The organism is Apibacter sp. ESL0432 (genome assembly GCF_019469225.1).
Taxonomy (GTDB): domain Bacteria; phylum Bacteroidota; class Bacteroidia; order Flavobacteriales; family Weeksellaceae; genus Apibacter.
In genome coordinates this window covers 381,625-405,621 of sequence record NZ_CP048266.1, presented here as the reverse complement: position 1 = coordinate 405,621, position 23,997 = coordinate 381,625, and the positions used below count along the sequence as shown (strand labels likewise).

Below are 23,997 nucleotides of genomic sequence, written 5' to 3'. Positions count from 1 at the left end.
GATACGATTTCCTGCTATTCATCGATAAATGCATGAATTCTTTCCAAAAAATAAAGTACATCGTCTATTTTCAATATCTTGTCTTTTCTTAAATAAAGCTGTAAATTATCATGTACGTTTTTTTGTTTTAATGAAGCATCAGAAGGATTATTTTGTAAATATTCTAGAACTTTCTTAAAAGTATCTGATTGATAATATTTAGATTGAGCATTGATTGGAAAATAGGCCAACAAAACATTATTTTTAATTAATAATTTTTCAAATCCAATATATTTGGAAATCCATTTTAACTTAACACTCTTTAATAAATCTTGAGTTTGATCAGGTAATTTCCCAAAACGATCTATAAGCTCGTTTTTAAAATTACTAAGTTCCTCTTCATTGGTAATATCAGATAATTTTTGATAAAGTGAAAATCGTTCTTCTACCTTATTTACATATTGATCGGGTATTAATAATTCAAAATCGGTATCAATTTGTACATCTGTAATAAATTCCTTCTTCTCATTTTCTTCAACAAACAAATCTGAAAATTCATCTTCTTTTAATTCTTCTATAGCTTCATTTAAAATTTGTTGGTAAGCCTCAAATCCGATTTCTGCAAAAAAACCGCTTTGCTCAGCACCTAATAAATCGCCGGCTCCTCGTATCTCTAAATCTTTCATGGCTATATTAAACCCGGAACCTAAATCTGAAAATTGTTCTATTGCTTGTAAACGCTTTCTGGCTTCGGATGTGATAACGTCTAAAGGCGGAGTGATGAGATAACAAAAAGCTTTTCGATTGGATCTTCCTACCCGCCCCCTCATTTGATGTAAATCTGCTAAACCGAATCTTTGAGCATCATTAATAAAAATAGTATTTGCATTTGGAACATCTAAACCGGATTCAATAATTGTAGTTGAAATTAAGACATCGTAATTCCCCTCCATAAAGTCAATCATAATTTTCTCAAGTTTCTTTCCCTCCATTTGACCATGTCCAATGGCCACTCGGGCCATAGGAACCAAGCGCTTAATCATTCCTGCGAGTACATCCAAATTTTCAATTCTATTATTGATAAATAATATTTGTCCGTCTCTGTTTAATTCATAAATGATGGCATCCCGGATTTGTTTTTCATTAAAACCAATAAGTTGAGTCTGAACGGGCTGCCTATTGGGAGGCGGAGTCTTAATAACAGACATATCGCGAGCCGCCATTAAAGAAAATTGTAAAGTTCTGGGGATTGGAGTGGCGGTTAACGTTAACGTATCTACCGTTGTTTTTAATGTCTTTAATTTATCTTTTACGGATACTCCGAATTTATGCTCTTCATCAATAATTAATAAGCCTAAATCTTTAAAAACGACATCCTTACCGATTAATTGATGAGTTCCTATAATAATATCAATTTTTCCTTCGGCAAGAGATTTGATTATTTCTTTTTTTTGTCCGGCAGTTTTAAATCGATTTAAATATTCAATACGTACAGGAAAATCTTTTAGTCTGGACATAAAAGTTTTATAGTGTTGCAAAGCCAATATGGTGGTCGGAACCATAATAGCGCTTTGTTTTCCATCTGTAGCCGCTTTAAAAGCTGCCCTTATGGCAATTTCCGTTTTACCAAATCCTACATCCCCACAAATAAGCCTATCCATAGCAATAGGTTTTTCCATGTCGCTTTTAACGTCTTGGGTAGCTTTTTCTTGATCCGGAGTATCTTCATACATAAAAGAGGCTTCCAGTTCATTTTGTAAATATCCGTCGGGTGAAAAAGAAAATCCTTTCTTAGTTTTCCTGTCGGCATAAAGTTTTATAAGGTCAAAAGCAACTTCCTTAACTTTTCTTTTTGCCTTATTCTTAAGGTTTTTCCACGCTGCTGATCCCAATTGGTTAAGAGTAACTTCTGCGCCTTCTTTTCCTGAAAATTTTGAGATTTTATGTAAGGAATGTATATTTACATATAAGATGTCATTATTTTTATATACCAGTTTGATGGTTTCTTGTAACTTATCATCATTTTTAATTTTCACCAATCCCATAAATTTACCGATCCCGTGATCAATATGGGTTACATAATCTCCCACTTTCAAGTCTGTTAACTCTTTAAGTGTTAGAGATTCCGACTTAGAAAATGAATTTCGTAAATTATATCGGTGATATCTTTCGAAAATTTGATGATCCGTATAGATAAGAAATTTAGAATTATGATCTATAAATCCTTTACTTACATTAGCATGAAAACCTATAAAAGGCACTTCTTTTTCAATTTCTGAAAAAATATCTTGTAATCTGCTTTCCTGTTTTTCGGATTGAAACGCAATGTAATTCTTATAATGTGATTTTTCTTTTTCAAGCAAATCTTGCCCTAACAAGTCAAATTGTTTATGAAAACTCGGTTGCTCTGTTTGATCCAGCCGTACTGTTTTAAATTCATTAAAATAAGGGATTGAGGAGAATTCAATAAATGAATTCTGAACTATTTTAGAAATCAGCTCATGGGATTGTATATAAAGCTCTTTAGGCTCACTGCGTTTTATACTTTGCGATAAGGTAGCATAAACCTCTTCTGCCTTTGAAAATTTTTTTTCAATATTAGCTAAAGTCAAAGAAAAATCTTTACTTATAAATATAGTGTCCGAAGGCAGGTAATCTAAAAATGAAACTTTCATAGTTTCTCTGTGCGAATGATCTATATTGGGAACAATCATAAATTCATCAACCTTTTCTTCGGAAAGTTGAGTGTCAATATTAAATTTACGTATAGTTTCCACTTCGTTACCAAAAAAACCTATACGGTAGGGTTTTTCATCAGAATAAGAGAAAACATCTACAATCCCTCCTCTTACAGAAAATTCACCGGGTTGAGTTACAAAATCGGTTCGTTTAAAATGAAAACTGAAAAGCGTTTCATTAAGGAAATCTGCATCAATTTTTTCACCTGTTTTTATTTTAAAACTAATCGAATGTAATTCAGATTTAGTAATAATTTTTTCAGATAAAGCATCAGCATATGTAATAATAATTTTGGGATTTTGCATTTGCGTGATGCTGTTAATCACTTCCGTTCGTAAAACCACATTTGCGTTTTGGACTTCCTCAATCTGATAAGGAGTTAAATGTGAGGTAGGATAAAACAAAACTGTATCTTTCCCGAACATATCCTCGATTTCATTCAAAGCATACGCTGCTTCTTCTTTATCGGAAAAGAGTAACAATACCGTTTTTTTCAAAGAATTATATAAATAACTGCTGTAAATGTTAAGGTACGATCCTGCCGCACCTAATACAGATAGTTTTATGATACTTTTTTCTTCTAAAAAAATGGATACTTCCGAATCTAAAATACTCTTTTTTAAAAGCGGAAAAATTGAGTGTATAATGGAATTTGTTTTCAAAACAAAGTAAAGGTACGAATTTTGTTAATAATTTATTTAATCACTTATTTAACCAATCAACATATAATTTTTATATTTTATTTTTTATATTTAATTAATTAAAAATTTAATATGAATGAAAGATAAAAAAATAGTAATATTAATCCATGCTCATAAAAATATTGAATGTTTAAATAAATTGATAAAATCACTAGTTTATGATAATTTTGTTATCTATGTCAACTTAGATAAAAAATCCGACATTAATCCACAACAAATTGATTCTAGCGCTATTTTAGTAAAAAAAAGAGTAAATGTAATTTGGGGAGAATATTCCATAGTCAATCAAACGTTACATTCACTTCAACAAATTGTGGATGAACAAGAAGATTTTTCTCATGTTCTACTAATTTCCGGTCAAGATTATCCAATAAAAAGCAATCAATATATTGATGATTTTTTTAAAAAATATAAGGAGATTAGTTTTATTGAGTGCTTGTTAATTACTGAAAACAATAAATATAAACCTTATATATGGAGATATGATCGAAGGCATTATCCCGCGAATCGAATTTTAGAAAGAAAAATCCATACGGCATATAAATTAGCTTATAAATTTATTACGGGAAAAGAATATAAAATCAAAATGATTCACAATCTTACCCCCTATTGGGGTAGTCAATGGTGGAATCTATCCAAAGAAGCAGTATATTATTCACTTGAATTTGCAAAAAACAAAAAAATAACTACTTTTTTTACTACAACCTGGTGTTCAGACGAGGTTTTCTTTCAAGTTTTATTGATGAATTCAAATTTGAAAGATAAAATTATAAATAAGAATTTCAGGTATATAGATTGGACTAATTGCATTAATAGTCCGAGAGTATTAAGTGTAGATGATTTTAATAAAATTATTGACTCCGATAATTTATTTTGCAGAAAAATTGATAAAGATATATCCGATTCTTTAGTTGAAAAATTAGAAAATAGAAGATAATAAATGGTTATATATTTTCCCTATATATTTTATGGTGATTTTCAAGGAATTACTATATTCCCGTTTATTTTTATACGCTATAAACATTTAAAAAAGAATAAAATATTAATCAATCACGAAAGAATACACCTAAGACAGCAACTTGAAATGCTTTGGGTCTTTTTCTTTATTTTTTATATCGCTGAATTTATAGTAAATCTGGTAAAATATAAAAATGCGTCTATCGCTTACAGTGAAATCAGTTTTGAAAAGGAGGCATATGCCAATGAATTTAACTTAGAATACTTAAAAAAAAGGAAGTTTTGGGCTTTTATCAATTATATAAATTAACAAATATAAATACGTAAAAAGCAGATTCAATTAAATTGAATCTGCCTTTTTTTACAATTAATTTAAAAAAACTATTTATAAAGAGCAGTATAAAAGGTCGCTTTATTTAAATAGGGAACTAAAGCGATAATGTGATCTCCTTCAGTAGAAATGAAGGTTACATTACCTCCAAATTTTTTCTGTTGTACAGAGAAATCATAAGCATTTTGATAATATACAGATACATCAGAAACTCCATGCGTCATAATAAATCTACATTTATTTACCCAAGGGGTTACGCTGTTTTCATGAAGAATATCATTCATATAAGCTAAAGAAGGGTCTGTATCAAGATCTTTGATAAATTTTTCTGTATACATTTCTTTAGGATATTGTGAAAAATATGCATTTACTTCTATATCCCAATGAGTTCCGTCGAAATAAGACAAAGAGGTTGAAGCATACGGTTCTTTAAGAAAATCTCTAATATTTATATTAGGATACGCATTTTGTTTATACCCCCACAAACCATATGTTAAAAAATAAGTATGTTGAGTTTTTTCTGAATTTCTAACAATATCCGCAATTTGTTTTAAATTACATGGAGTACCTCCGGTTAACAATAAATTTACAGAAAGTCCTAGTGAAGGGGTAGTTTCAATTTTGCGCCCTATGGATGCCGCAACGAATCCTCCTAAAGAATAACCGGTAACGATTAAATCTGTTTTATATCTATATCCTTCTCCCGAAAGTGTAAGTTTAGCCGCATTCAATAAATCTAATGTTGAATTAACCATTGATTTTGAATCTAAATAGGGATGCTGACATTGTCTGTAAGATTCACCGAATCCAGGATAATCAGGCACAAATACTATAAATCCGTTACTTGCATGAAGAGTCCAATAAGCTAAGAAATCATTATCAGGTAAATTCACATCTTTAAATAAATTGGATGGAGCTGTTTTATTATTGGTATAAGTAGGTGGAGTAGCCACTATAATACGATATTTGGTTAAATCCGAAATAACAGTTCTTGGAGGAAGTAATAAAACCCCTGAAACATCTATTAAGCCTCCTAAACGATTCGGATGCGCTGTTTTAGTTGTAACTTTTATAACTTTTACACTAGGAACAATTTTAGATGTCGGTTCATTTGATGCTTTTAATTTTTCTAATTGAAAACTTGAAACATCTACCCCATATTTTTGTAATTTATTTTTTAAATTTAATAAAGCACTCGAATCAAAAGTAGCTATTACTTCTGATTTTACAGGAACATCAGCTGAAGAAGCTTTAGACAAGTTCTCTACTGAACTTGAAGAAGTATCAATGAAACTATCTTCATTATTACATGATTGGATTGTAAAAGTCACTCCCAATATGAAAGCGATTAAAATCCTTGAAAAAATTTTTTTCATGATTTATGTATATTTTATTTTTTTATAAACAAAAATAATAAATTTTATCTTATAAATTATATCATTAGTTATAATTTTTTCCCTAAAATATATACATATTTTTTTTATATATCTAATTACTATTAAAACAAAACATTTATTTACAATTAGAAAATTTTTAAAATACCAATATCATTCCTTATATAATCTGAAAAATGCAAAGCAATTATCGTTAATAGTTAACCTATCCATTTTATATAGCCCTATATGACTGTTCAAAAAAAGTTTATTTTATTCTTAATTTTCAAAAAGATTTTCTATTAAGTTACATTTAATAATTAACTACAATTGGAAACTAGGGGAGCATTATAAAAAAAGCTCTATAAAAAAAACAGGCCTCGTTTAAGGCCTGTTTTTTTATATTAATATATAAATGCTATTTGTATAGCAAGGTATAAAATGTAGCTTTGGTATAATAAGGAATCATACCAATAATATGATCACCTACAGTAGATATAAAGGTAACATTTCCCCCCGATTGATTCTGTTGTTTTGAAAAATCATATGCATTTTGATAATAGACAGAAATGTCTGAAGTTCCGTGAGTCATAATAAATCTACATTTATTTTTCCACGGCTTAACACTGTTTTCATAAAGAATATCATTCATATATGAAATACTCGGATCTGTATCTAGATTTTTAATAAATTTTTCGGTATATATATCCTTTGGTCTGTTTGAAAAATATAGATTTACAATTAATTCATAATGAGTTCCATCAAACCAAGAAAGAGATTTGGAAGCATACGGCTCTTTTAAAAAATCATTGATATTTATATACGGATATGCATTTTTTTTGTATCCCCATACACCATATGTTAGAAAAAAATGATGCTGAGTTTTTTCAGCACTTCTAACTAAATTCGTAATTTGCTTTAAGTTGCAAGGGGTTCCTCCTGTAAATAATAAACTAACGGATTGTCCATGTGAAGGGTTTGTTTCTATCTCCCGAGCTAAAGATGAAGCGACGAAACCACCTAAAGAATATCCGCTGATTATTAAATCCTTTTTATATTTATATCCTTTTTTAGTTAAAGTTCTTTGCGCTGATTTTAGAAGATCTAATGTTGAATTAACCATAGCTTTAGAATCTAAATAAGGATGTTGGCATTGTTTATATGAATCTCCAAATCCGGGATAATCCGGGAAGAAAACAATAAATCCATTCAAAGCTTGTAAGGTCCAAAATGCCAAATAATTAAAATGCAAATCGTTATCCATCCACTTAAATCCTTGAAAAACATTAGATGGCGCCATTTTATTGTAAGTATAAGTGGGTGGCGGAGCAACAATTATGCGGTGTTTAAAAATGGAATTAAAAATGGTTTTTGCCGGTAATAACAATACTCCTGACACATCAATAGTTCCTCCTAATCGATTGGGATGTGCGGTTTTTGCTTTTACTTTTAATATTTGAACTTCAAGTGGTGATTTTTGTGTTTTAGAAGGTTCATTTATCTTTAAATCAGAAACATGGATCCCTGATTTAATTAAATTTTCCCTTATTTCTAATAAGGTATTGGAATCTAAAGTACCTAAATCTTCATATTCGCCAGATCCCCAAGATAAAGATTTAGATAATGCTTGATCTGAGTCTACAGCGCTCGAAGATACTTCATCAAGGCTATCCTCATTTGAACACGATTGTAGGGTTAATAGTAAACCCAATAGAGAATAAATAATAAGTCTAAAGGTAAATTTTTTCATGATTTTAATCTATTAAATTTATTTTATTAAACAAATTTAATAGATTAAATTATATAATATACTCATAAAATAATGAATATTTAAAATAGTAAAATGAATTATTTAGACTGATACCACATTATATAACATAATAATAAATTTATCATAAAAGAATAAAAGTTAAAAGAAATCAAAAATTAAATTTATTGGGAAATACATATTTTAAACTCTTTTTAAATATTGAATTCAATTGTTGCTACTTAAATTTATAGATTTTATAGAATTCAATATTTTTATTAATATAAGGTATTAAGGAAATAAGATAAATTATTTAAGTCTTATAAAGGAGTAAATCACAATAACTATCAATATATGGGATATATCAAATAATATATTTTATATATTTAGGCATATTCTTAAAAAAGAATAAAAAGAAGCTATCAAAATTTTAGCCATAAGCTAATACATAAATATTGCGTAGAATTTAAAACGAATCGAATATGTAAAAGAAAAGTATAGAAAAATGCTTTAAAAATCTTATTGATAAATATTTTGTGTAAAAAAAAACTTTTAATATTAATACTAGTTCACAGCCAGATATTGATAAATTTATTTAAAATTTCACTTTTAATTGCCTAAACATTTCAATTAGACTAATATATTCAACACCAAAATGTTTACATGGTTCAGGAATCTTTATTCTCCTTTTTGTTAGAGGATCACTTTTTTCATATGTAACAATAATAACATCATTTTCTTTTGCATAAGCAATTAACCAAGGATCAGCTAAATCAATTTTTAAAAACTCTTCTATTGCATTTGAAGTGTAATGTGATGACTTTGAATAAGCCCAACTAATTATATCAAAATATCTATTAATATAAATAGATGTATCAACAAAAAAATCATCATTAAGATTAGTTGTACACCAATCACTTAATTCATCTTCATGAGAAGATTTATCACAAATTTCCTTTTTAACTTTATCTATACTTAAAATATTTCCATTCTTTGCTAATTCAATTATTTTTCCCCAGAAACTAGGAACTACATCTAAAGGGTAACTTTCACGATGTGCTTGTATGAAAATGTTAGTATCTAGCAAATATTGTTTCATACTAATACAAATGTTTAGATATAAATTTACTATAAGTATTACCTTTAAGATTAGTCAGTCTATATGCATCCCGATAAAGTAATTTATTTTCATTAACGGCATTATTTACAAAAGAAGCAAAACGTAAACTTACTCGTTTTTTTGCTGTGACATAAAAATTACCTCCACCTCCACTACTTTGAGTTTTTTTATTATTTATTTGATGAATATAGTTATTATAGAAACTAAAAAAAACTTTTTTTGTTATTAGATTCAAATCTAAAGCTCTTCTTCCAATAACTATTTGGCTCACTTTAAAAAATCTACTTAATTCTCTATAATCATTTGTGGTTTCCCATTTTTTCTTGAAAGGTAATTCAGGGACTAAAAATTCTGCGGCAACTTTATCACATAAAACTTCAATAGGATCATTTGATGGTATCATATTTTGATTATTAAAACCAGCACTTTCTCCCAGCCAAACATGAGCTAATTCATGTATTAAAGTAAACATTTGTGCGGCTTTTGCATCACTTGCATTTATAAATAAAAATGGAGCTTTTTTATTCACTAAAACAAATCCTCTACATTCAGAGACATCAATTTTTCGGGTTGTATTGTTTCCTACTATACCATTAAATGTTACAATTACTCCAGCATCTTCAATTTGATTAATTAATACGTTTAATGCTTCTTCCCAATCTTTCTGTTTGCTAGCCCAATTATCTTTTAAATTAAGTGTTAATCTTATATCATTTACTATTTCAAGATAGTCACTTTTAACATTAAATTTTCCTACAAATTTTAAATCTGGAAAATCATTTTCATTTAAATAGCCTGTTAGCCATTCTTGTCTATCTTGAATTATTTGTATTGTATGATATACATTTAAAGAAACTTTAGTTGCTTTATTTTTACCAGTCCTAAAAAAAGGCATGGGTAAATTTTCATTAGGGGGAAAATCTAAAAATAAATAACCAAAAGGCACATTTACTTTATGCGTGAAATTTTCTAATTGTTTTAAAGTAGGAAGTTTTTGACCTTTTATCCATTCTTTTACCTTAGGAAATTTTAAATAAAAATCTTCAGTACTATATCCACTTCGTTTTATAGCCCACTCAATCATATTTTTATTTATATTGTCTATTTTTTTTCCCACCTAGCAAATTTAATAAAATAATCAATTCTAATTATACAAACGAGTTAGTATCAATATTATTATAATTTTAAAAATTTATACACCACAATACTAATTTATAATTATTATTAAGTTTAACCTTACTAATATTGTGGCGCGAACTTTATTAGTTTGATTTTGACAAACCGTCAAGTTTAAATAATAAAATCCTAAAATATTGATTATCCACATTTAATATCTTAGTAAAATCTATGTGGTCTTTAATAGTCTGTTCCTAGGACCTGTTTATTAATCGATCTAACTTAAAATCAAGTTAAATATGAATTCAATTTGACATGATACTTTTATATAATAACTTTGTTAAAGAACTATATATCCTATATTCCTAATTTATATAAGTTAATTACAAATGTATTTACTTTTAATAAAATTTTATTTTAAAGATAATTAAAATAGATTTAGTATATAAATTAATATATTAAAAGTTTATTGAAACTCTCAACTACTTATATTAATCAATAGTTAAATTATTATTGTATTTATCTAAACTTAAAGTGGATTAGAGTAAACACTAACCAAACAAAAAAAATTCAACATTAAATGCATTTACGGTTTTGTATATATAACTATAGTTTGAATAATTTTTTTTGTTTTTTTTTAATGTAACTACCTAAAGAACGTTAAAAAGAATAAAGCCCTAAAGAATTCTTAGGGCTTTAATAAATATAGATACTGTTAATCTATCAATCGTAAATTATTCAAAATTTAGTATCAAGGTTTTTTTATAATTTTAAAAGATTGTTCACCTTTTTTAGTTATTAACTTAATATAGTAGATTCCCACTTGATTAGGAATTGGTATTTGAGTATCATCAAAATTTACAATATAATTTATCAAATTTCCTGAAATGTTATAAATATATATTGCTTTAATATCTCGTCCTTTAACATATACAAAATTTTCAGAAGTAACGGTTGGGTAAACCTTGTATTCTTCAGATTTAATTACTTCATCCATTAACAAATACCCCCAAGTATTTAAGGCTCTGGGCCCACCCCATATAAGAGTGGCAATATATGGATTATCAATAAATGGATTTCTATTTCCTTGAATGTTGTAAATAACTTCATTTCTAAGTTTTTCAAAAAGGGTCGGATCTTTTTCAGCATTCCATTTCAAATATAAATCGGGCATTTCAACGCTGTAAGTATACGTGCTTTCTGCTGTATTTTTTGCTTCGCATTGACCGGGATATCTAACATGCATATACATTATAATTCTTGCTACAGATCCCTTCCATTCATCCCCCGGATAAAATCCTGTGGATGAAACATTACCGGAATTACCGGTGCCTTCTGCAAAATTGCGATTACTTCGACGGATATTATATTGTTGATCTACGGCTCGTAAGTTATGTGCATCGGTACCGGGACCTCTAGACGAGGTAACCAATTTGGGATTAGCCAATGATTTGGCAAAAACATGCTCTCGAGTCCAAAGTCCTTTACAAGAAGATTTGTGACAAGAGGAATCAACACTTCTTATTCGATTATGCATTACATCTTGCGGATCGTCATTATAGCCATAAATTAATAAAACAGTATTTTGATCCGAATTTTCAGGATCAATATCCGACAATTTTAAGGTCTTCCAAACATCCGGATTTTTAGTGCTGCTGTAATACAACCAGGTAGTATGAGTAGAAGTAACTAAAGATGAGATATCTGATTTTAATTCCTCTCCGTCTTTTGAAAAATCAATAGAATCGTAATAATTAGGAATTTGAGCAACTAGCATTACATGGGCTATTGCCCATAATAAAAGGATAAAATTTTTCTTCATAAAAGTATACTTAGTGAGACTGGTATAAAAATAAAAATATTGGTTGAGATAAAAAAATAAATATGTCGTTCTTATTCAACTTTACTTGTTACATTCAATCTGACTACGTTTTTTTATGAAGATCATTGTCCACAAGACCTGGTAAACCACAATATTTCAAATAAATAAATGTAATTAAAAAATTTTGCCGGCATTTAAAATACCTTGCTTATTAAAATTTAATAGTTAAAAATATTTTTTAAAGAATAATCAAATAAGACAGCTGATTGTACCTTATAATATATCTCAAAAAATGAAATTAAATTATCGCTTATTAATCTTAATTTCACCTGATGGAGAGAAAACAAAATGATTATTAGGAAAGTCTGTATAGGTTAAATATTTAATATAATTATACGCTTTGTGATTAGTATCGATTTCAGGTCCTTTTTTTGATCCTTTACTTTGAATGACGGATATAACACGACAAGAAATAAAATTACCTTTAGTATCTGTTTTAATTTTCAAAATAGGAGCATTGCCATTGGGTCCGGTTAACGTAATCTTTCCATACGTGGCAAAATTACCTAAACTGTAAGCAATAAATTTATTATTATAAAGCTCAACGGCCCGGGCAACATGGGGTCCGCTTCCTAAAATAAGATCTGCTCCTGCATCAATGCAAACATGGGCAAATTCTACGACATTGCCTCGATTTTCCCCGGCATAAAATTCATTTTTAAAAGGTATATGCTGATAAGAAGCCCCCTCTCCTCCTCCATGAAACATAACAATAACTATATCAGCTTTAGGTCGTACTTCTTTAATGACTCTTTTAATATCTTCGTAATGAACCGAACTTATTAAACCCGGACTGTGTCCGGCTCCTATAAAAGCATATCGTATTCCATTTTTTTCTTTTATAGCATATTCACAATGATTCAATACACCGGCATATTGAATACCTAAATTCTTTAAATTTTTTTCGGTTGCATTTCTTCCAAAAGTACCAAAATCATTACTGTGATTATTTGCTATGCTTAAAAAATCAAACCCGGCTTCCTTTAAATAGTTTCCATACGCAAACGGAGATCTGAACACAAAGCAAAAATTCGGATTGGAACATTTTTTTGGTTTTCCTCCAGAATCAAATAAAGTACCTTCTAAGTTACCGACAATCAAATCTGTTTTTTCTTTAAGTACAGGAACTATTCCTTCTAATATATTGACACCCGGCAAGAAAGAGGCTGAAGGATAGTTACTTCCTAACATAATATCTCCCACTGCTGTAATGGTAACAGTATCGGAATTAGCGGATAGGAAATCTTTGGATTTAGTGACAGGATAAGATTTTTTTTCTGATTCTTTTACCTTATTTTTCTTACAGGCAACCGTAATCACCAAAAAGGTCAAGATAATTGAAAAAAATCTCATAAGAGCGTCTAAATGGATATGATACTAGTTTTTAAAGACAAAAATTATAAATGATCTCCATCATATTTATGATCTTTCTGTGTAAAACCAATAATTCTTTTACACCAATACAAAAGAAATAAACAAAGAATAGCCACATACAACCAATCAACAAAATGTCCAATGACAGGTAAAATTTTGTAAGACCATGTAAATAATTTGCCGATACCTAGTATTAATTCTGTCATGATTTAATAGGTTTTTATTTATATTTTTGTAACAAATATATAAAAAAATGTACTCGAACTCTCCTTCTATCAAATATTTTTTTCCCGTTTTTGGCCTGTGGATCATTTTTTTAGGAGTCTTTATTTATTATCTTAATTTACACGTTACATCTATTATAAAATTGTGGGAGATAGTTGTTGTTAGTTCATTATCATATATTTTGAATACCCTTACGATTTTATATTCAAAATTTAAGAAAAAAAGGAAAATTTGGGCGTTGGCCATTTATAATCTTTTATTTATTCCTTCTTGTGAAGAATTTATAAATTTACCTATAGGTCTTTCTTACTTACTGCTTTCTATGGCGCTTTTATTATTATTAGATATTTTCAGCAAATCTTCTCAATTGAAATATTTTAATATTGGAATGTTCGCTTCTATAGCAAGCTTATTATATTTTCCCACTATTTCTATAGTTTTTTTATTTTTATTCATGACTATTGTATACTATAAGGAAAAAATAAACATATCCCAGTATATCGCAGGTGTATTGGTAACCGTTATACTTACTCTTGAAATAACATTTATTACCGATTCTTTTTCATATATTACTAATTGGATAAATCAATTAACCATTCCAACATTTCATTTTGAATATCAAATCCCTATTTTATTAATACTTCTTGTAGTATTAATTTTAGGATGGATCAGTCAATATTCAAATAAAAATATTTCCGAAGATTTAAAGATTTCTTCGCAGCATACTATTTTAGTTTTTTATCTTTTGTTCTGGATTTTAATTTATGCTTTCTTCATGGGAGATAATTATGCCTTGTTGATATTCGTTAGCCTTCCGGTGAGCCTGATCACATCCAGATGTATTTAATATCAATTCCATTTTAATAAAATCTACGGAACGTATCAATAAATTTAAGAAGCATTAGCCTTTACGTTAATTTAGTCAAAAAAATTGAGAGTTAATTTGTTTTTTTTAGTCATTAGTTTATTTAAAAAATAATAAAGCTGCCCATGAACCAATCGAAGAAAAGGCTAAAAAATATATTGTTTTTATACAAGCTCTATAATTAAAAACTTAACTACTTAAATAACTTTCTTAATTTTATATTTTAATACATTTTTATGAAATTTTAGGATTGGATTTACAATTTAACAATTGAAAAGAGTAGATCCTAACAAAAAAATGAAATACGTAAACCCATTGAGCATTTTTAAAAACCATTAATAAGTACTAATTTAGCAAATTCATGTAAATTAATACCTACTATAACCTTCGAAAGCAATGGGTAAGACAAAAGAAACTCCTTTGATGAAGCAATACAACAGTATAAAAGCCCGATATCCGGATGCTATGTTGCTGTTTCGAGTTGGAGATTTTTATGAAACATTTGGTGAAGATGCGGTTAAAGCTTCCAAAATTTTAGGAATTGTACTTACAAAAAGAGCAAACGGACAAGCAAGTCATATTGAGTTGGCCGGTTTTCCTCATCATTCAATAGATGTTTATCTGCCCAAATTAGTACGTTCGGGTCTTAGAGTTGCTATTTGTGATCAATTAGAAGATCCTTCCATGGCAAAAGGTATTGTAAAACGTGGAGTTACGGAATTGGTTACCCCGGGAGTAACTTTTAATGATAAGGTCTTAGAAGCAAAAAGTAATAACTTTTTATTATCCGTTCATCAGGAAAAAAATTTATACGGTATGGCTTTATTGGACATTTCCACCGGAGAATTCCTGATTTCTGAAGGAGATGAGCACAAACTTAGACATCTTATCGATAATTTTAAGCCGACCGAAATAATCCATCAACGAAGACATCCTTTACCCTTTGATCATCAAGCCTATTCATTTCAATTAGAAGATTGGGCATTTCAATATGATTATTCGTACGATAAACTAACTTCACATTTTAAAACCAATTCTTTAAAAGGTTTTGGTATAGAATCAATGAAACTGGCGATCACTGCAGCAGGTGCGGTTTTTGCTTATTTAGTTGAAGATACTCATCATAAATTATTGGACCATATAACCAATATTCAGCGATTATCACAAGACACTTTTGTATGGATGGACGATTTTACCATCAAAAATTTAGAATTAATCCATACAACTGAATCCCAATCGGTTTCCCTGTTAAAAATATTAGATAAAACCCATACTAATATGGGAGGAAGAATGTTACGTCGATGGATTCTCACTCCTTTAAAAGAAATATCCGTAATTCAAAGGAGGTTGGAAGTAGTTAAGTTCTTCTTAGAATTTTCTGAAATAGCTTATGAGATCCGAGAATTGCTTAAAGGGATATCCGATGTAGAAAGACTTCTAGGCAAATTAGCCGGTGAACGTATATCACCTAAAGAATTAGGATATTTAAAGGATTCTTTGATTAATTACTTAAAAATCGAAAAAATCTTAAAAGAAAAAAATCATCCGACCTTTACTAATTTTGGAGAATTTAAAAATTTAGAAGAAGTTGTATCCTTATTGCAAAAGCAATTAAATGATGAGTTACCGGTTATTTTGTCAAAAGGAAACGTAATAAAAGAAGGAATTTCCGAAGAATTGGATGTATTGCGTAATTTAAAAAATCATGGCAAAGAATATTTAGACAATTTATGTATAAGAGAATCTGAAAAAACCGGTATTCCCAGCCTAAAAATTGATTTTAATAATGTGTTCGGGTATTATTTGGAAGTTAGAAACACCCATAAAGATAAAGTTCCTACCGATTGGATCAGAAAACAAACATTGGTTAATGCCGAAAGATATATTACAGAAGAATTAAAAGAATACGAAAGCCAAATTTTAGGCGCTGAAGAAAAAATAGGAATATTGGAATCTGAACTTTTCAAAAGTCTTTGTTTACAAATCAAAAACAGTCTTACGGATATCCAGCATAATACTTCCAAAATTGCTGCCATCGATACTTTGCTTTCTTTTGCGGAAACAGCGCAAGAAAACTCTTATACACATCCTAAATTAACAGATTCCAAAGTCATCGACATTAAAGACGGAAGACACCCCGTCATTGAAAAACAATTGCCTTTAGGAGCGTCCTATGTAGCGAATTCGGTTTATATGGATGACGAAAAGCAGCAAATACTCATGATTACAGGTCCTAACATGGCAGGAAAATCCGCATTGCTCAGACAAACGGCATTGATTGTTCTCATGGCTCAAATTGGAAGTTATGTTCCTGCCAAGGAGGCTACGTTGGGTATTGTGGATAAAATTTTTACTCGCGTAGGAGCTTCTGATAATTTATCAAAAGGGGAATCAACCTTCATGGTTGAAATGAATGAAACGGCGAGTATTCTAAATAATATTTCAGATCGCAGCTTAATATTGCTTGACGAAATAGGCCGAGGAACCAGTACATACGATGGGGTTTCCATAGCCTGGGCAATTGCAGAATATCTTCATGAACATCCCACACATCCTAAAACGCTTTTTGCTACACATTATCACGAACTAAACGAAATGACGGAGTCATTTCCAAGAATTAAAAATTTCAATGTAAGCATCAAAGAGGTTAATGGAACGATAGTATTTCTTAGAAAATTAATTCCGGGAGGAAGTGAGCACAGTTTCGGTATACATGTAGCTAAACTGGCAGGAATGCCCGAAATAGTAACTCAACGTGCCGAGCAAATTTTAAAAACTTTGGAAAATAACAGTTCTAAAAAAGAGCGGAAAGAAAATGCAAATACATCTACCGATGAAAATATGCAATTAAGCTTTTTTCAACTGGACGATCCAATTTTAGAAAATATTCGTGAAGAAATAGTAAAAACTGATATCAATGCGTTGACTCCTTTAGAAGCTTTAATGAAATTAAACCATATAAAGAAAATGATTGGCGGCTGATTGTTCATTTTTTAAAAATATATTAAGATTTTCAACCTATTTTTTTCTATATTTTTTACTGTATAAAATCATAGCTATGGGTCATAATTTTAAAAAATTCTTTTGTTAGAACGAATTGCTTTCGATTTGCATTTTAAACTATTGAATGTTATAAAAAAAGTTTCGTTTAACTCTTGCTTACTTTCGATTTAGTAAATATATTTGTTTGATTGACTTTCAATTAAACTAAAACCACAAAAAAAATTATAAACTATGGACACAAAAAAAGCAAAAGACGGTCCTTTAGTAATTGCCATTGACTCCTCAACCACTTCCTCCAAAGCAATTATTGTTGATGAAAACGGACACGTTTGGCAAACTGCAAAAAGAAATATACAACTTCATACTCCTGCCATGGATTTTTATGAACATAATCCGATTCGATGGTGGGAAACAACCAAAGAATGTGTAGGAGAAGTACTGTCAAAACTATCTTCTAAAGACAGAGAACGAATTTCGGCTATTGGAATAACTCATCAACGAGAAAGCTTTGCTCCTTTTGATGAAAACGGAATGCCTCTACGTAACGGAATTCTTTGGCTGGACGGTCGCGCAACGAAACAAATTAGAGCCTATGGCTCTCAACATATCCATGATCTCTCAGGTAAGCCGCCCGGCGTAACTCCCGGTATCTATAAAATTGCATGGTTAAAAGAAAATGAAACCGAAGTGCTGAAAAAAGCGTTTAAAGTTGTTGAAGTACACGGTTATATCACTTGGAACCTTACCGGTAAATGGATATCTTCAGTAGCCGCAACAGATTCTTTAGGATTATTGGACATCCGTAAATTTGATTACAGCGATGAACTTTTACAAATAGCCGGAGTAACCCGCAAACAAATGGCCGATTTAGTTCCTCCCGGAGAAATTATGGAAGAATTAAAACCGGAATTGGCTGCAGAATGGAAATTATCTAAGCCAATACCTGTAATTGCAGGTTTGGGAGATGGTCAGGCAGCAGGAATAGGTGCAGCAGCCGTATCTCCTGATATTGCCTTTCTAAATTTAGGAACAGCTGTAAATGCGGGAGTTGAAAGCTCTGATTACAGGTGCGATCCCGTATTCAGGACTCATGTTTCAGGAATTAAAGGAAATTTTGTTTTCGAAATTTTACAATCGTCGGGTTCTTATTTGGCGGGATGGTTCCGACAATCCTTAGGAGATCCTAAATTATTGGGAGAACCGGATCCTAAGTTGGATCACGAAGCTTCTCATATTCCCCCGGGATGTGAAGGACTCGTAACCTTGCCTTACTGGAATGCCGTACAAAGTCCCTATTGGGATTCGGTAGCAAGAGGCGCGGTAGTAGGCTGGAGAGGAACTCATTCCAAAGCGCATATGTATCGATCAATTTTAGAATCCATCGGCTTTGAGATGAAATTTAATTTAGAATCCATTGAAAAAGGAACCGGTGTTAAATTAAAATCGGTTCGAGCCATGGGAGGGGGAACTCGTTCTCAGTTATGGCGTCAAATAATGGCCGATTCTCTTGGATTACCCATTACCATTTGTTCAGAAGATGAAATTTCCGCCTTAGGAGCCTCCGTTGTTGCCATGGCAGGAATAGGCGCACATGGATCCAACAACGTAGCTCATGCTGCTAAACACATGGCACATTTTGGAGAAACTATTGAACCGGATGTAACGCAATCAGAAAGATATAGAGAAGTCGCCGAGATACAGCATAAACTATATCCGCAACTAAAAAATATTTTTGAACAACTTTATGAGTTGTCGGAAAAATACCCTTCAACAAAACCGGAATCACCAAAATCAGAATTATAAAAACTAAAATCACAAATCGTAAAATAAATAAAAATGGGAATAATCACCATATTAGGCGCCGGAGCCATGGGCTCCGGTTTATGTACACCGGTAAGTAAAGCCGGTTGGGTAGTTAGGTTATGGGGTACCTGGCTCGACGATCATTTATTGGATGCCTGTGAAGCAGGTAAACCTCATCCAAGAACTCAAATACCTTTAGCAAAAGGAGTTAAACTCTTTCGTTCCAATGATTTACAAAACGCTTTAGAAGGAGCAGATGTCGTGGTGATGTCGGTTGCCTCAGTAGGTGTTCCTAAAGTTACCGAAATGGCATTAGAAGGAATTTCCAAAGCAAAAGCACTTTGGTTGACCTCTAAAGGATTTTGTCCCGATGAAAAAGGAAAAATCCAACTTCTTCCCGAAGCTATTCGCACCCTAGCTAAACAAAAAGGAATACAAATCCCTCCTATCGTTGCAATTGCCGGACCGGTAAAAGCCAACGAGTGTGCAGACGGTAAACCCACGGCTACCATTTTCGGATGCAAGGATATTGAAGTCTCACGAAAATATGCCGGAGAAGCAAGAACAGAGGTTTACTGTATTGAAGCGACCGATGATGAAATTGGAGTAGAAATCTGTGCACCCATGAAAAATGTGTACGCCATAGCTCTGGGAATTGCTGACGGACTGGAAAAAGGCACCGGATTTCCTCATCATAATTTAAAAGCTGCTACTTTCAGTCGTGCTATAAAAGAGATGTCTTTGTTGGGTCAGGCTTTGGGTGCTCGTATGGAAACAGCCTTTGGACTTCCCGGAGTGGGTGACTTGGAAGTTACCGGATTATCAGGAAGAAATAAAGTATATGGGGTACGTATAGGAAGAGGAGAAAACGCAAAAGATGCTCTGAAAGAAATGGATCGTTTGGAGCAAACGGTGGAAGGAGTACCGGCAGCGGGTCTTGCGGCTAAATTAGTTGAGCAATCAGCACCTCAACTTAAAGAAGAACTGACTTTGCTGAAAGCTGTTAATGAGATTTTAGCCGGAACTACTCGACCTGTAGTCAATGTGCTATCAGAAGCAGTACTTCCTAAAAAGCCTTAAAGTTAATCTTTGAAAATTTCAATATACTTGTACTATTTAGTCAAAAAAGTTCCTGGTAATTCAGGAACTTTCTGTTTGCTATTCGTTTTGATTTTTAGTTATAGTTTTTAAGTTATATTAATTGTATAGGCTTATTAATTCATCAATTCTTTTTTATAAATTTAAAAATGATCGTTGATTTCTCGCTGAATTTTTTTCCATTCTGATACTGTGAAATTTTATATCGATTTTTTCTGAATAGGTAATTTTTTTATCCTCCGTGTAGATATTTATTGAGGCCGTTTTGGAAAGTAATTTACCGCTGTCTTTTTCCCAATGGGAAGTCACTTTGCATTCGGATTTTATGTTTTCCTTAGTTATATAGTCTCGGGTATATTTTTTTATGTCTAATAAATGATTAATATTTTCGATAAATTTATCCTCTAGTTGTTTCGGAAATCCATCATAACTACTAAAAATTTCATTTCCTTTTATTTCATTATGGACCGCTCCCAAAAAATACACAGTTCCTATCTTATGCAGACTCCAACGTAAGCTTTTCTCATTTTGATTTTCTGATACACCAAAAAAATACAGTCTCCAAAAAGCTTCTTCTTGTATTTTTTGTTTGAGTTTCTCTTCTGTTTCTATTGCTTGTTTATATTGGTCTCTTAGCTGTCTTGTTACCCCTTCTTGATAGTTAGTATTTAGTAAAGCACCTGATTTTTTTAGCCACTTTTCTTTCCAAAGATTATAAGATACTATTTGTACATAATTTTCATATTTATTTACCTCAACTGTTAATGGATACATTGCCAATTCTAAATTACATACCATATCAGTATTGGGATCATGGGAAGGTTTAGAACTTATTTTAAGATTTTCTTTAGTAAACATTCTTTGAAGTCTCTTTCCATTGGTAATATAACTTATAGCCATATCATAATTGATCTTGCTTTGCTTGTGTTGAGATCGTTCTTTTATATCCAATGTATGTTTTACTTTATATAGGCGCGTGTTTTTCGGATTATTTATCTGCATTTGTAGTTAGTTTTTCAATGCATTAAAATACAATTTTATTTTATCTTTTTGTTTGATTCATTCTAAATTATTACTGAATAATTCTTTTATAGCTCTTCTTATTATTTTTACTTGTTAATCATTAATCGGAATAAGAAACATAAAGAAAAGCCGGATATTCCTTAAATTAATGCATAATTAAAACCATAGGGATAAAAATATGAACAACTATAATATAATTGAGATTATAACAGGTTCAAAGTTTTCATTTAACGAATCTATAGTTAAAACTCAATAAAAGTAAACCGGTTGCAAACTCTTTTATTCCTTTTCCATTTAAATCATCCCAGTCTGCTCCGTACCAATCACCTATATACATTTTAGTTTTCACTAAAAATCTCCTCGGTTTATCTTCTTCAATTTCCAAGTCTACCTTAACCGTTTGTGTTCCTTCTACCAAAACCTTATAGTCATAATTTATAATATCTCCACTTCAAACCATGCTCCTTTATCGTGGTATTTTAATTTCATTTTTTCCTGATTATCTTTGTTGTATAAAATATAAGTATAATTTTCTGTTTCTTTTTTACTTTCGTCCTTTTCTGCATAGTCTAAAAAATTCTGCACCGTATTAACCGTTAATGTTTCAAAATCTGAACTTAAAAATGTTTGGTTAATTTCCTTATGTTTTTGAAAAATAATTTTTTCAGCTTTCAGAAAATTAACTCTTATATATGTATTTTCTAAATTATCATTAAGTCTTCTACTAAATGTAAACCTTTGTTTTGTTGTATCGATTTTACTTAATACATTATCATCAAATTCAAATGTATCTTTATCGGTAAGAACTTCTATTTTACCAGGATGATTTTTTATAAAATCAAATAGATATTTTATACATTTTTCATTATTTTGAAAATTATTAAACAGGTAATATTTTGCATAATCTGGGCTATACAGGTAATTTATTGAGGGATAATCCTTTTTTGATTTTGCATTATTACTTTTATGATCATTACAGCAAGTAAAACTAATACTAAATAATAAAATTAATAGGATATAGATGTGTTTTTTCATAATTGTATATAATTAGTATCTTGATAAATAATTTCGGTTTCGTATGGATAGCAACTATAATAATGTTGTAACCAGAAAAAGGCATTTAGACTAGGTACATTTCCTTTAAGTCTCATGTGTTTTTTTCCTGCCGTCTGAATGCGTTTTATCAAATCTGAAGGATTGCTTAAGTCTTTTATTGAATAAATTTTTTTTTCTTTAAAAAACTCAGATAAATTACCTCCATTAATATCTCCCCAATCAGCTCCATACCAATCGCCTATATACATTTTGGTTTTTACCTTATATTTATTTTTTCGATTTTACTGATTTATAGATTTCATTGTTTAGAATTTAATTCAAGATTAAATTCAGAAAATATACTAAATTTTATAATTATATTTTTATTTAAGGTATTCCTATAAATAATGAAATTATAAATATTATAGAATAGAATGCTATGTACCCTAAGGGAATAATTAATACTGAGTATAAAAATCTCAACTTAATTTTATACTTCATGGCTTTTCCTATAAAACTCAAAAAAAGTTCAAATAAAAGCCAGGTTAGTAATGAAGGAAGTATAAAAAACATGATTATATGAAAACAATTATCTAGAGAAAAAGAACTAAATATTATATAATTTATAAATTGAATATATATTAAGATTATTATTAGTTCTAATAAGCTTTTTTTACTAATTAATAAAGACATATACCTCATTCTTTTAAAATTTGCTTGTAAATGATATTTTGGTTATAAAAGGTTTATAACCTCTAAAATGTTGTAAAATAAACCAAGCAATAAAAATATTATAATCATATTTTTCAATGTCCGGATAATCTAAACATAATGATCAAACATTTCAAATATTAATTATTCATGAGGTTTCATACTAATTATTACCTATATAATTTCAACCTCAAACCATTCTCCTTTGTCATGATAAGTAATCACTACTTTTTTTTCTTTATCTTTATTATACAATTCATATATATAAGTGTCTATTTCTTTTTTTTCTTTATCCTGTTCTGCGAAATCAAACAGATTTTGCAAAATATTTAAGTTTAGAGTTCCAAAATTATAATATAAGGAAAGAGTTTTAGAATTAATTTTACTTGCTTCTTCTTCATAATCAGTTGCAGATACTTTTATTACAGGAGGCTCATATGGTTTTACTTCTTTTCCTTGTTCATTTTGAAATTGGATTGGAATATTTTTAAGAAAATTAACAATTATATACTCATTTTGAAATCCATTATCTTTTCTTGAAAAACTAAACCTTTGCTTAGTTGTATCTTTTATAAATTCAATTCCATCCTCAAATTCAAAAATATTTTTATTCGTTAATATTTGAAGATATCCATTATTCTTTTTTGAAAATGAAAAAACATATTTTATACATTGCTCATTATCTTTAAAATGTTCAATTACATAATATTTTGCTAAATAAGTATTTTGCAAATGATAAATTTTTGGCGGTTGATTGGAGCAGTTATTTAAATATAATAAACAAAGTAAGTAAAATAAGAAAAATTTTATTTTTTTCATAATGTTAAATAATCTAACGATTGGTAAATAATTTCAGTTTCAAAAGGCTGATAACCGTAATGGTGTTGTTACCAAAAAAATGCTGTAAGGCTATGA

The 23,997-nt window shown here is 29.9% G+C and carries 19 protein-coding genes; 6 read left to right on the top strand and 13 right to left on the bottom strand.

All coding sequences use genetic code 11. The features are described from left to right. Positions 1–14 precede the first annotated feature (14 nt). Positions 15–3,380, bottom strand: a complete 3,366-nt coding sequence (gene mfd / locus GYM73_RS01685; RefSeq protein ID WP_220233952.1) for a transcription-repair coupling factor — start codon at positions 3,378–3,380, stop codon at positions 15–17. A 115-nt stretch (positions 3,381–3,495) separates the two neighbouring features. On the opposite strand from mfd, the gene GYM73_RS01680 reads away from it, so the two are divergent. Both GYM73_RS01680 and GYM73_RS01675 read left to right on the top strand, forming a co-directional pair. Then, on the top strand, positions 3,496–4,356 hold the full coding sequence (locus tag GYM73_RS01680; protein WP_220233951.1) for a beta-1,6-N-acetylglucosaminyltransferase: 861 nt from the start codon (positions 3,496–3,498) through the stop codon (positions 4,354–4,356). Between the two features lie 3 nt (positions 4,357–4,359). Continuing rightward, entirely contained in the window at positions 4,360–4,686 is a 327-nt protein-coding gene (locus GYM73_RS01675; RefSeq protein WP_220233950.1) for a hypothetical protein, read from the top strand. Between the two features lie 71 nt (positions 4,687–4,757). Here GYM73_RS01675 and GYM73_RS01670 read toward each other — a convergent pair whose 3' ends face one another. The 7 genes from GYM73_RS01670 to GYM73_RS01640 form a co-directional block, all read right to left on the bottom strand. After that, positions 4,758–6,083: a S9 family peptidase gene (locus tag GYM73_RS01670; RefSeq protein WP_160542690.1), complete on the bottom strand. Its 1,326-nt coding sequence runs from the start codon at positions 6,081–6,083 to the stop codon at positions 4,758–4,760. 415 nt (positions 6,084–6,498) lie between these two features. Beyond that, complete coding sequence (locus GYM73_RS01665) at positions 6,499–7,830, bottom strand: S9 family peptidase (RefSeq protein ID WP_220233949.1); 1,332 nt, start codon at positions 7,828–7,830, stop codon at positions 6,499–6,501. A 592-nt stretch (positions 7,831–8,422) separates the two neighbouring features. Further along, positions 8,423–8,926 (bottom strand): DUF4411 family protein, encoded by a 504-nt coding sequence (locus GYM73_RS01660; protein WP_220233948.1) that lies wholly within the window; start codon positions 8,924–8,926, stop codon positions 8,423–8,425. 1 nt (position 8,927) lies between these two features. Then, positions 8,928–10,064 (bottom strand): ImmA/IrrE family metallo-endopeptidase, encoded by a 1,137-nt coding sequence (locus tag GYM73_RS01655; protein ID WP_220233947.1) that lies wholly within the window; start codon positions 10,062–10,064, stop codon positions 8,928–8,930. Between the two features lie 750 nt (positions 10,065–10,814). Next, on the bottom strand, positions 10,815–11,885 hold the full coding sequence (locus GYM73_RS01650) for an endonuclease (protein WP_220233946.1): 1,071 nt from the start codon (positions 11,883–11,885) through the stop codon (positions 10,815–10,817). Between the two features lie 303 nt (positions 11,886–12,188). Continuing rightward, on the bottom strand, positions 12,189–13,298 hold the full coding sequence (locus GYM73_RS01645) for a CapA family protein (protein ID WP_220233945.1): 1,110 nt from the start codon (positions 13,296–13,298) through the stop codon (positions 12,189–12,191). A gap of 44 nt (positions 13,299–13,342) precedes the next feature. Further along, positions 13,343–13,525 carry a hypothetical protein gene (locus GYM73_RS01640; protein WP_160557414.1) on the bottom strand — a complete coding sequence of 61 codons (183 nt, stop codon included), beginning with the start codon at positions 13,523–13,525 and terminating at the stop codon, positions 13,343–13,345. Between the two features lie 47 nt (positions 13,526–13,572). On the opposite strand from GYM73_RS01640, the gene GYM73_RS01635 reads away from it, so the two are divergent. From GYM73_RS01635 to GYM73_RS01620, 4 genes are all read left to right on the top strand, one after another. After that, entirely contained in the window at positions 13,573–14,391 is an 819-nt protein-coding gene (locus GYM73_RS01635) for a DUF6427 family protein (RefSeq protein WP_220233944.1), read from the top strand. A gap of 414 nt (positions 14,392–14,805) precedes the next feature. Further along, a complete protein-coding gene (gene mutS / locus GYM73_RS01630) occupies positions 14,806–17,391 on the top strand; it encodes a DNA mismatch repair protein MutS (RefSeq protein WP_220233943.1) in 2,586 nt (861 codons plus the stop codon). Between the two features lie 252 nt (positions 17,392–17,643). Then, complete coding sequence (locus tag GYM73_RS01625; RefSeq protein WP_220233942.1) at positions 17,644–19,215, top strand: FGGY-family carbohydrate kinase; 1,572 nt, start codon at positions 17,644–17,646, stop codon at positions 19,213–19,215. Between the two features lie 33 nt (positions 19,216–19,248). Further along, on the top strand, positions 19,249–20,295 hold the full coding sequence (locus GYM73_RS01620) for a hypothetical protein (protein WP_220233941.1): 1,047 nt from the start codon (positions 19,249–19,251) through the stop codon (positions 20,293–20,295). Between the two features lie 153 nt (positions 20,296–20,448). Here the strand turns inward: GYM73_RS01620 and GYM73_RS01615 are convergent, their stop codons facing one another. The 5 genes from GYM73_RS01615 to GYM73_RS01595 form a co-directional block, all read right to left on the bottom strand. After that, on the bottom strand, positions 20,449–21,315 hold the full coding sequence (locus GYM73_RS01615; protein WP_220233940.1) for a hypothetical protein: 867 nt from the start codon (positions 21,313–21,315) through the stop codon (positions 20,449–20,451). A gap of 244 nt (positions 21,316–21,559) precedes the next feature. Further along, entirely contained in the window at positions 21,560–21,754 is a 195-nt protein-coding gene (locus tag GYM73_RS01610; protein WP_220233939.1) for a hypothetical protein, read from the bottom strand. A gap of 17 nt (positions 21,755–21,771) precedes the next feature. Further along, complete coding sequence (locus GYM73_RS01605) at positions 21,772–22,371, bottom strand: hypothetical protein (RefSeq protein WP_220233938.1); 600 nt, start codon at positions 22,369–22,371, stop codon at positions 21,772–21,774. After that, positions 22,368–22,640 (bottom strand): hypothetical protein, encoded by a 273-nt coding sequence (locus GYM73_RS01600; RefSeq protein WP_220233937.1) that lies wholly within the window; start codon positions 22,638–22,640, stop codon positions 22,368–22,370. The genes GYM73_RS01605 and GYM73_RS01600 overlap by 4 nt, the downstream gene beginning before the upstream one ends. Positions 22,641–23,256: 616 nt before the next feature. Next, complete coding sequence (locus GYM73_RS01595) at positions 23,257–23,901, bottom strand: hypothetical protein (protein ID WP_220233936.1); 645 nt, start codon at positions 23,899–23,901, stop codon at positions 23,257–23,259. Positions 23,902–23,997: the final 96 nt, after the last annotated feature.

Coding starts and splice junctions, on each gene's coding strand:
- GYM73_RS01675 (WP_220233950.1), top strand. CDS start 4,360: ATGGTTATATATTTTCCCTATATATTTTATGGTGATTTTCAAGGAATT.
- GYM73_RS01665 (WP_220233949.1), bottom strand. CDS start 7,830: ATGAAAAAATTTACCTTTAGACTTATTATTTATTCTCTATTGGGTTTA.
- GYM73_RS01640 (WP_160557414.1), bottom strand. CDS start 13,525: ATGACAGAATTAATACTAGGTATCGGCAAATTATTTACATGGTCTTAC.
- GYM73_RS01615 (WP_220233940.1), bottom strand. CDS start 21,315: ATGCAGATAAATAATCCGAAAAACACGCGCCTATATAAAGTAAAACAT.
- GYM73_RS01595 (WP_220233936.1), bottom strand. CDS start 23,901: ATGAAAAAAATAAAATTTTTCTTATTTTACTTACTTTGTTTATTATAT.
- GYM73_RS01625 (WP_220233942.1), top strand. CDS start 17,644: ATGGACACAAAAAAAGCAAAAGACGGTCCTTTAGTAATTGCCATTGAC.
- GYM73_RS01670 (WP_160542690.1), bottom strand. CDS start 6,083: ATGAAAAAAATTTTTTCAAGGATTTTAATCGCTTTCATATTGGGAGTG.
- GYM73_RS01660 (WP_220233948.1), bottom strand. CDS start 8,926: ATGAAACAATATTTGCTAGATACTAACATTTTCATACAAGCACATCGT.
- GYM73_RS01635 (WP_220233944.1), top strand. CDS start 13,573: ATGTACTCGAACTCTCCTTCTATCAAATATTTTTTTCCCGTTTTTGGC.
- GYM73_RS01680 (WP_220233951.1), top strand. CDS start 3,496: ATGAAAGATAAAAAAATAGTAATATTAATCCATGCTCATAAAAATATT.
- GYM73_RS01650 (WP_220233946.1), bottom strand. CDS start 11,885: ATGAAGAAAAATTTTATCCTTTTATTATGGGCAATAGCCCATGTAATG.
- GYM73_RS01645 (WP_220233945.1), bottom strand. CDS start 13,298: ATGAGATTTTTTTCAATTATCTTGACCTTTTTGGTGATTACGGTTGCC.
- GYM73_RS01620 (WP_220233941.1), top strand. CDS start 19,249: ATGGGAATAATCACCATATTAGGCGCCGGAGCCATGGGCTCCGGTTTA.
- GYM73_RS01600 (WP_220233937.1), bottom strand. CDS start 22,640: ATGTATATAGGCGATTGGTATGGAGCTGATTGGGGAGATATTAATGGA.
- mutS (WP_220233943.1), top strand. CDS start 14,806: ATGGGTAAGACAAAAGAAACTCCTTTGATGAAGCAATACAACAGTATA.
- GYM73_RS01605 (WP_220233938.1), bottom strand. CDS start 22,371: ATGAAAAAACACATCTATATCCTATTAATTTTATTATTTAGTATTAGT.